The organism is uncultured Campylobacter sp. (assembly GCF_937997595.1).
GTDB lineage: Bacteria > Campylobacterota > Campylobacteria > Campylobacterales > Campylobacteraceae > Campylobacter_B.
Window position 1 is genome coordinate 1 of record NZ_CALKTS010000173.1, and the last position, 8671, is coordinate 8671.

Here is an 8671-nt window from a genome sequence, read left to right on the forward strand (position 1 = left end):
GAAATTCAAGCAAAATTATTTTTACATTTTATTAGTCGCCGTTGCTGTGGGATATTTTTATCTAGTTTTTACAAACTATGATGAAAACAAACAACAAACATACGACTCTGCCGTCTCAAGCCAGATAAAAACGGTACAAAAATACAAAGCAATAATAAACGAGCGCATTGAACAACAAAAGCGACTGCTTGAGGAGACAGCTAAATTTATAGAGACAAAAGACTATATAAAAGACTATGCTACGATAAAAGGCGTGCTTAGCATTGTTGCTAGAACAGGTAGCTTTTTAGCAGTCTATGCCGGATATCCGGATAGCTACAGATTTGTCGCAAGCAACGATATAGAGCCACAATATAATTTCTCTGACCGCCCTTGGTTTGTGGCTGCAAAAGAGAGTATGACAACAAGCTTTACCGAGCCATATATAGACCATCAGCTTGGCATCTACGTCATCTCTGTCTCAACGCCACTTTTAAAAAATGGTAAATTTATAGGTGTTTTGACAGTCGATCTTGACTTTGAAATTTTTCAAAAGGAGCTTGCCGCACTCTTTCCGCTTGCAAATGGCTCAGCGTTTTTAATGGTAGATGGCAAAAATATCCTTGATCAAACAGAGCAAATTTTAGATTTTTCAGACACTCAAACCAAAGAGGTATTGCAAAAAATTTCAGTTAAAAAACAAGGAAACGAGCAAATTTTTATCAAAAACAAGTCCTATATTTTTGTATATGATACGCTTGCAAATAGCAAATGGATGCTAGTTAGCGTGCTTGATGAGGGTATGATTTACAAGCAAATCGACAAAAAAGCATTAAAAGATCTTGGTATTTTTTTGGTATTTGCATTTTTTGGTATTTGCGCCTTTGCTAGTCTTTACGTGGCACAGCGAAAATTTTACAAAAACAAACACCTTCTAAATCTTTTTGTCAAAAATCCAATAGGTGGGCTTGTTATCACGGATAAAGACGGCAATATCGCCTTTATCAACAAAGAATTTGAGAAAATTTTTGGCCTAAAATTTAAGGCAAATATAGGTAAAAATTTAAAAGAACTCTCTAATATTTTCTGCTCAAATCAAACTACACAGAGTATATTTACGCAAATCAGCAGCAACCCAACCAAGAGCTTTAGCCTGACTTCAAAAAAGGGCGAGCTGTTTTATAAAACAGAGTTTTTGCCGCTGCTTAACAAGCAAGGCGTATTTGAGGGTGTTTTTATCATGTCGCACGATATTACGCATGAAGTGGGTTTGGAACAAAATAGGCAAAAACAAGAGCAAATTTTACTGCAAAACTCCAAAATGGCAGCACTTGGCGAGATGATAGGCGTGATCTCACATCAATACAAGCAGCCTCTAAATACGCTTTTGCTTCTTGCAAGCGATACGCATGAGCTGTTAAGCGGCAAGAATGGCGATAAAATGGCACTAAAAAACATCGAAAATATACGCATGAACGTTGAGCTTATGAATGAGACTATCGATGTTTTTAGGGATTTTTACAAAGAGGATTTTTGCGAGAAAGAATTTGATCTAACCGACGTGCTAGATGATGTTTTATACATTTGCCGACCACAGCTTCAAGTAAAAAATATTGAGTTACGCTTTACATACGACGATGGACCTCATGAGATCAAAGGCTATGCAAACTACATAAAACATGTGCTTATGAACCTTATCACAAACGCAAAAGATGAGCTGGCCAAAAAGGCAAAAGACACAGAAAATTTCTCTCCTTATGTGGCTATAAATTTGAGCCAAGATGAAGGCAAATTTATTATTACTATCGAAGATAATGCAAATGGCGTAGATAGCGAGCTTTTAGATAAAATTTTTGAACCGTTTTTTACCACAAAAGGCGACGATGGCACCGGTATGGGGCTTTATCTTTGCAAGCTGATTTTCGAGAAAAAACTACGTGGCGACATAAGACTTGCAAATGCCAAAAACCCGACAAAATTCGAAATAGAGCTATTAAAATGAACGAAATTTTTAAAGAGTTAGCGCACCTAAATGTACTTTTGGTTGAGGATGACACGCAGCTGCAAGGAGTTTTGGCTGAACTTCTTAAACCATATGTAGGGCAAATTTACAAGGCGCGAAACGGGCAAGACGGTCTTGAGAGCTTTAGCAAAAACGACATTGATGTTATCATCACCGATATCAATATGACCCAAATGAGCGGAACAACGATGGCAAAACGAATTAGAGAGCTTGACGAGCGTGTGCCGATCATTTTTATTACGGCCTATGATACCGATGAAAATTTACAAAACTCACTCAACATACAAAATTCAAACCTACTTAAAAAGCCATTTGACAAACAGCAACTTTTAATCATGATATTAATGGCCACAAAAAACGGTGCAAAAACTAGCAAGCGACTAAATTTAGGTCGTGGATTTAGCTACGATACACAAGGCAGATTACTTTATAAAGAGAGCGAAACCATCGTTTTAACTAGAACCGAACAGCGACTTTTGCATATCCTAGTGATAAATAAAGAGCGGGTCGTATCGTTTGATATGATAGAAAATTTCGCATGGAACGGTAAAGTAGCGTCATTTGAAACGATACGAAACTACATAAACAAACTACGCACCAAAACCTATACACAACTTATCAAAAACGTTCAAGGACTTGGCTACAAGCTCTCGCTTGATGACGAAGCTTAAAAATTTGCCTTTAAATCAGCGTGTAAAATTTAAATTTAAGCGCAAAAAGTCAAATTTGAAAAATAATAGTACTATGATTTGATTTTCTAAAAGCGAGTTGTAAAGAAAATTTCGTCCTAAGAGTAGATATATAGTCTACCAAATGCCGAAATTTTCTAGCTCATGAAAGACGATGTACAAAATAAAGTTATTCTATTGGAGCTTTACTTTGTAAAAATCTAGTCAAAGTTTGCGTTTCTGTCTCATCAAGTCCAGCGTTGCCAATCATAGTTTTTATAACACTTGGCCAAACATTTACGTTAAACTCATCGTATCCGTGTAGTGCATGACACGCCCCGCATCGCTCTTTAAACAACTCTTCGCCAGGTTTATAAACCTCGTCTAAATTTGACTTTAAAGCCTTTTTGTCAACTACTCCCTTAACGCTAACCTTGATCCATTCATTGTCATAGTCATCTTTTTGGACGCCATTTTTCTTGAAATTTTTATCGTTTTTAACACTTATGTCGCTCTCTAGGACACCTAGTCTAGCATAAGCCGTATTGCCCTCGCCAGGCACAAAGCCGTTATATTCGACTTCGGCGAAATTGCCGCTATCTTTTAATACCTTGACTTTTGCGCCCACAAAAAGCTGACCGATCTCTTTGCCGCCAACCTTATCTAAAATTTTAGCTGGCGTACCGACATAAGCATCGTTAGCAAAAAGCGCAGCACTAAGCCCTAAAAACATAACTATTTTTTTCACTTCTTATCCTTTTTTTGCAAATTTTGGCTGAGAAAAGACCTCTAGGTTTGGCAATTCACCCTCAAATTTCTCGATTTGCACGAGTGCAGTTGCTTGATTTCCCATAGCAAGGCTTGAGGTTGGCTCGTTTGGTATTAGGACGTTTACGTTTCCGTGTCTGCAAAGTCCGTTTTTATCTGGATCCCACCAGCTGCCCTCTTGCATTCTAACAACGCCCTGTTTTACGTTTTTAGTCACGATAAGTCCTGCTAAAGTTTGACCGCGATCGTTAAAAATTCTTACCACATCGCCGTTTTCAAGACCTCTAGCTTTTGCATCGTCTGGATGCATCCATACAGGCTCTCTGCCTTGAACTTCTTCAAGGTTTCTAAGCCATGTGTTGTTTAGTTGGCTGTGAAGGCGGTATTTTGGGTGCGGGGTTACTAAATTTAATGGATATTTTTTTGTTTTTTCCACGTCTCCTAGCCACTCCATCGGCTCCATCCAAGTTGGGTGCGCCTTGCAGTCATCATAAGCCGCTTTTGCAATCTTTTTAGACAAAATTTCAAACTTGCCAGATGGCGTTCCTAGGCGGTTGATGATAGGATTTTTTCTATATTCGGCCATAGTTACGTATTCGTGAGCGTGAGGCGGGACTTTAAACTCAACATAACCCTTCGCCCAAAACTCCTCAAAACTTGGCATACCTAGTTTTGCATCATCGCCCTTTTTCTTTGAGGCATTATAAAACTGCTTGATCCAGTCCATTTCACTCTTGCCCTCACTAAATGCCATGTACTCTTTATCGCCAAATTCTTTTAAAATGCCGCAGTAAATTTGGTAGTCGTTTTTAGCTTGCTCGTATGGCTCGGCAATCTTGTGCATAGCTATAATAAATTTGTTTGTATGAGATTTTGTGATGTCATCTCTCTCTTGCTCGGTGGTAGCCGGCAAAACGATGTCAGTCATGCGAGTCGAAGCCGTCCAGAAGCAATCTTGCACGATAAATGTATCAAGCTTTTCAAATGTTTTGGCCATTAAATTTGTATCTGGCGCATGGTGGAATGGATTGCCGCCAGCCCAGTATGCCATTTTTATAGTCGGATAGGTAATCTTTTTGCAGTTAAAATCGACCTCTTTGTCAGGGTTGTTTATGCAATCAAGGATTCTTGAAACAGGAATAGCAATATTGCTGCGGTTTTTCCACTCGCCCTCAGTTGATGGTACGATGCCGATAGCTCCTAGTCCGGGGAAAGCCGTAGATGTCGTAGCAGAGCCGCTTGCAAGTGCAAGTGCGCTACCGTTTGGCGCAGCTGGACTTGGGCAACCGCCGTCAGAGTAGTGGTAACCAAAGCCATATCCGCCACCAGGCAAGCCGATCTGTCCAATAAACGCAGCAAGCGTTATCATCATCCAGTGAAACTGCTCACCGTGATGTGCGCGCTGTGGTCCCCAACCGCCCATTAACATAGTACGTTTTGAGCCAAAAATTTTAGCCAAATTTATAATATCCGCCTCGCTTACGCCACAAATTTTTGCTGCCCAAGCCGCATTTTTCACGACTTTATCCTCACTCTCGCCTTTGAGATAAGCGATAAATTGTTCTGAGCCGCTTGTATATTTTTTTAGAAATTTCTCATCAGCCACGCCAGCGTTCATCATCTCGTAACATATCGCCATCATCATAGCAACGTCGGTTGTTGGATTGACGAAAATGTGCTCTGAGTTTAGGTAGTTTGCGGTGTTGTTATAAACTGGATCGATCGTGATGACTTTGATGCCACGTTTTTTCATCTGCTCTTTTAACTTACGAAAATAAATGTAGCTCTCATGATCTGCCACGCCCCATGCGATCTGGTTTGTATTGATCGGATCAGCTCCCCATATGACGACAACCTCGGTGTTTTTAAGTATCACAGGCCACGCAGTAACAAGAGAGTTGCCCTCGTCAGAGCCTGCAACGTGTGGCGTAATCGCACTAATAGCATGCTGCGAGTAGTTTAGCGTGCGAGTCGTGTAGCCGCCAATGATATTTAGCATACGGCCAAGAAGCGTTTGCGGATTGTTAACGCTACCAACGCTATACCAACCGTAGCTGCCGCCGTAGATTGCGCTACCGCCATATTCTTTATTAACACGTTTTAGTTCGTCGGCTACTAGTTTAAAAGCCTGCTCCCAACTTATCTCAACCCACTCGTCCTTACCGCGCATTGATTTATCGCTTTGATAGCCTTTTTCAAGGTATCCTTTGCGCACGCTTGGACGCGCGATACGAGTTTGATCGTAGGTTCTGGCAACCACGCCTTGAGTTAGACTAACTGGGTAAAAGTCAATCTCGCTGGCATCTAATACACCTTCAAATTTACCGTTTTTAACTAGCCCTTTGATAGCACCAAAATGGCTTGCGCTCATCTTTGCAGGCGTGTCGCTCATTAGGTTGTCACTTATGAGACTTGTTGCGTTTAAGCTACTTGCACCAGCGGCTGTAGCTGCTGCGGCTTTTAAAAAATCTCGTCTTTGCATCTTTTCTTCTTTGTGAAATTTTGTGGTTAGTTTAAAATATAAATGTAATTTTAAATAAAAAGTATAATAAAAGTATAATTTTAAAAAATTTGTAAAAAAATGCCCGAAGAGCTCGGACGCTATAAGTTTTATGCGTTAGGTTTTGAAAACACCTTACTCTTGTAGCATTGCCTGTAAATTTCTCTATATTTACAAGAGCTGTGTGAGATATATTGCCTTGTGCAAGCTTTGATGTGCCCTTATCAATAGTTAGGACATTTACATCGCCATGAACACACATAGATCCTATCTCACCAGGATTTTGTGGATCATACCACGCACCCTCTGCTACGCAAACTACATCTTTTCTGACATCATCTGTTACAACAGCACCACATAAAATTTTGCCACGTTTTGATGAAACAACGACTAGATCACCATTTTCAATGCCTTTTTGTTTAGCATTTTCTGGATTTATCAGAACTGGCTCACGCTACTTCGCCGAGGGATACAAGCTAGTAGCGAGCCAAAAACCTTTTGCGTAGATAAACAAAGACGCACTATCTTAAAAAATGGAGAAACCATAGCGCTTACAAAGGCGGAATTTGACATCTTTATCTACCTTTATGAAAAAGAGGGGATAGTCGTATCAAGAGAGGATATTTTGTTAAATTTAGGCCAGGCTAAATTTCAAAGTGGGCTAAAAAGCATCGACGTAGCCATAGGACGCTTGCGCCAAAAGATAGGCGACGACCCTAAAAATCCACACTTCATCCACCCTGTGCGCGGTATAGGGTATAAATTTATCAATGCGTAATATATCTATCATCAAACTCATATCATTTTTCTTTTTTGCCGCGCTCATTACGGTAAATTTGGCATTTTTTATCGAGTCAAAAAGGCAAGTAAGAGATGCAGAGTATCATACTTATGAACGCTTTATGCCTAGGTATGCGTATACGAGGACAAGTAAAAGGCAACGCAGCTAAGCAGCTAGCGCAAATAGGTCTTAAAAACAGCAAGCTTGATCCTATTAAGATCAGGCAAGGCGGTGAGAAAATTTATAGCGACTCGTATACTGATATGATAAGGTATAACAAAAAGTTTTTTGTGCCTAGATTTTCTTCTATCAAGCCAAAAATGTTTTCGCGCATTATGGATGCGGCAGGGCTTAATGTATCAAGCAAAGATGACATAGCAAAAAACGATGTGCCTTTAGAAAATTTAGAAGAAATTTCTTCAAATGGCATTTGGATACTTTGGCTTGTAGTAAATATCGTGATGGTCGCATTTTTTATAGTCGTTTTGAAAAACTGCTAAGGCTTAGAAATTTAAAAAATATGATAAGAAGAGCAGGCGAGGAGGATAAATTTAGGCTGATACAAGTAGAGGCAAACGACGAAATAGGCCAAATCGCTGGTGAATTTAACACAACTATGCAAAAGATAGACGCCATAAAACAGGCTAGGGCGCTCTTTTTACGCAACATCTTGCACGAATTTCACAACCCAATAATGAAAGGGCGGATCATGGCGGACATGATAGCCGAAATTTTACAAGACGATAAGGCGGGAGATAGGTTAAAACAAATTTTTATAAGGCTAGAGATGATACTTGGCGAGGTTGTCAAGGTCGAAAAACTCGTATCCAATGAATGGGAGCTTAAGAAAAATAAACACCGAGTTATAGACATCGTCGATCACTCGGTAGATATGCTTTTACTAAAAGACACGAGTCGCATAGAAGTGCGAGCAGATATGGAAATAAGCGCGGTTGAGGTTGATTTTGAACTTTATGCGACCGGAGTTAAAAATTTGATCGATAACGCCTTAAAATACTCTAGCGGCAAAGTCCTTGTAAATATAGATAAAAATGCCGTCTGTATAAGCAGCACGGGAGATGAGCTGGAACCGGAAAGACTTGATTTTGAAAGAGCTTTTAACAGAAAGGTAGAGACGTCAAATTCAGGACTTGGCCTTGGGCTTTATATAGCAAATCAAATTTTTAAAAAACACGGTCATGCCCTAAAATACAAGCATGAAGAGGGTAAAAATAATTTTCTAATATGTTTCATAAACACTTGATCTAAAAATAACTTGATTATTAATACTTATAAATCATTTTAAGCTCGTTATTTGCGCTGATTAATTCATTTATAAAGCCTAACAAATCTGTTATTGATAGTACAATGACACCCCTGCGATATCCACTATATTTTTTGGTTTATGATAATTCCGAGATTTTTTAGATATTTAGTCACTCCGTAGAAGCCACAATAAGGTAGCTGAAGAAGAATTCGCACGCGCACGCTAAAATTTAACGGCTCTTTCGTCGTGTAGAAAAGATAAAATTTTAGTAGAGTACGGCATGAGGGCGTCTGAATTTAAACGTGATCGTTTTGGTTGATGCGCGGCGTTAAATTTTATGCTGCTTGGTAAGACTGTGGCGATGAGTAGTTTTAAAATTTTGATTTTGGCGTGGGTGAAATTTAACGACAGCGCGTTCTGTCGGCAAGGTATAATGTATGGGTATTTGGCGGTATATCGACGTAGTGGCGTTTGGCAAGTGTTGCATATAAACGAAGCGAATTAAAATAAGAATGCGGATGAAATTAGCGCTACGTGATACATATAAATAGCGCATGCCCCGTAAACGATATGATTCGCGATAAAATTTTGCGTAAATTAAGGCGAAATTTAGCCGACGAAATGAGAACAGATTTAAAATTTAACCGTTTTTTCAAGCGAATTTTGCCACAATTGCGCTCAAATT

9 protein-coding genes are annotated in these 8671 nt (G+C 39.5%); 6 read left to right on the top strand and 3 right to left on the bottom strand.

Going from position 1 to position 8671, the window contains the following annotated elements:
- The coding region (locus Q0614_RS06245; protein ID WP_298787334.1) for a cache domain-containing protein at positions 1-1981 on the top strand (1981 nt) is incomplete at its 5' end.
- On the top strand, positions 1978-2673 hold the full coding sequence (locus Q0614_RS06250) for a response regulator transcription factor (RefSeq protein ID WP_298787336.1): 696 nt from the start codon (positions 1978-1980) through the stop codon (positions 2671-2673). The genes Q0614_RS06245 and Q0614_RS06250, both read left to right, overlap by 4 nt.
- Positions 2674-2860: 187 nt before the next feature.
- Here Q0614_RS06250 and Q0614_RS06255 read toward each other — a convergent pair whose 3' ends face one another.
- From Q0614_RS06255 to Q0614_RS06265, 3 genes are read right to left on the bottom strand one after another with little or no spacing between them, the layout of a single operon-like run.
- Positions 2861-3418 (bottom strand): hypothetical protein, encoded by a 558-nt coding sequence (locus Q0614_RS06255; RefSeq protein WP_297943364.1) that lies wholly within the window; start codon positions 3416-3418, stop codon positions 2861-2863.
- Between the two features lie 3 nt (positions 3419-3421).
- Positions 3422-6052 carry a molybdopterin-dependent oxidoreductase gene (locus Q0614_RS06260; protein ID WP_366125045.1) on the bottom strand — a complete coding sequence of 877 codons (2631 nt, stop codon included), beginning with the start codon at positions 6050-6052 and terminating at the stop codon, positions 3422-3424.
- On the bottom strand, positions 5952-6380 hold the full coding sequence (locus Q0614_RS06265) for a molybdopterin dinucleotide binding domain-containing protein (protein WP_366125046.1): 429 nt from the start codon (positions 6378-6380) through the stop codon (positions 5952-5954). The genes Q0614_RS06260 and Q0614_RS06265 overlap by 101 nt, the downstream gene beginning before the upstream one ends.
- Here Q0614_RS06265 and Q0614_RS06270 point away from each other — a divergent pair.
- From Q0614_RS06270 to Q0614_RS06285, 4 genes are all read left to right on the top strand, one after another.
- Positions 6354-6716, top strand: a complete 363-nt coding sequence (locus tag Q0614_RS06270) for a winged helix-turn-helix domain-containing protein (RefSeq protein ID WP_298787339.1) — start codon at positions 6354-6356, stop codon at positions 6714-6716. The genes Q0614_RS06265 and Q0614_RS06270 overlap by 27 nt on opposite strands.
- A 95-nt stretch (positions 6717-6811) precedes the next feature.
- Positions 6812-7219, top strand: coding sequence for a hypothetical protein (locus Q0614_RS06275; protein WP_298787341.1), 408 nt, complete (start codon positions 6812-6814; stop codon positions 7217-7219).
- A 20-nt stretch (positions 7220-7239) separates the two neighbouring features.
- Complete coding sequence (locus Q0614_RS06280; RefSeq protein WP_298787342.1) at positions 7240-7983, top strand: ArsS family sensor histidine kinase; 744 nt, start codon at positions 7240-7242, stop codon at positions 7981-7983.
- Between the two features lie 340 nt (positions 7984-8323).
- Entirely contained in the window at positions 8324-8491 is a 168-nt protein-coding gene (locus Q0614_RS06285) for a hypothetical protein (RefSeq protein WP_298787344.1), read from the top strand.
- Positions 8492-8671 lie beyond the last annotated feature (180 nt).

Bases quoted from the DNA above. Each gene is read 5' to 3' on its own strand.
- Q0614_RS06285 (WP_298787344.1), top strand. From the start codon at position 8,324: ATGCTGCTTGGTAAGACTGTGGCGATGAGTAGTTTTAAAATTTTGATT.
- Q0614_RS06275 (WP_298787341.1), top strand. From the start codon at position 6,812: ATGCAGAGTATCATACTTATGAACGCTTTATGCCTAGGTATGCGTATA.
- Q0614_RS06250 (WP_298787336.1), top strand. From the start codon at position 1,978: ATGAACGAAATTTTTAAAGAGTTAGCGCACCTAAATGTACTTTTGGTT.
- Q0614_RS06280 (WP_298787342.1), top strand. From the start codon at position 7,240: ATGATAAGAAGAGCAGGCGAGGAGGATAAATTTAGGCTGATACAAGTA.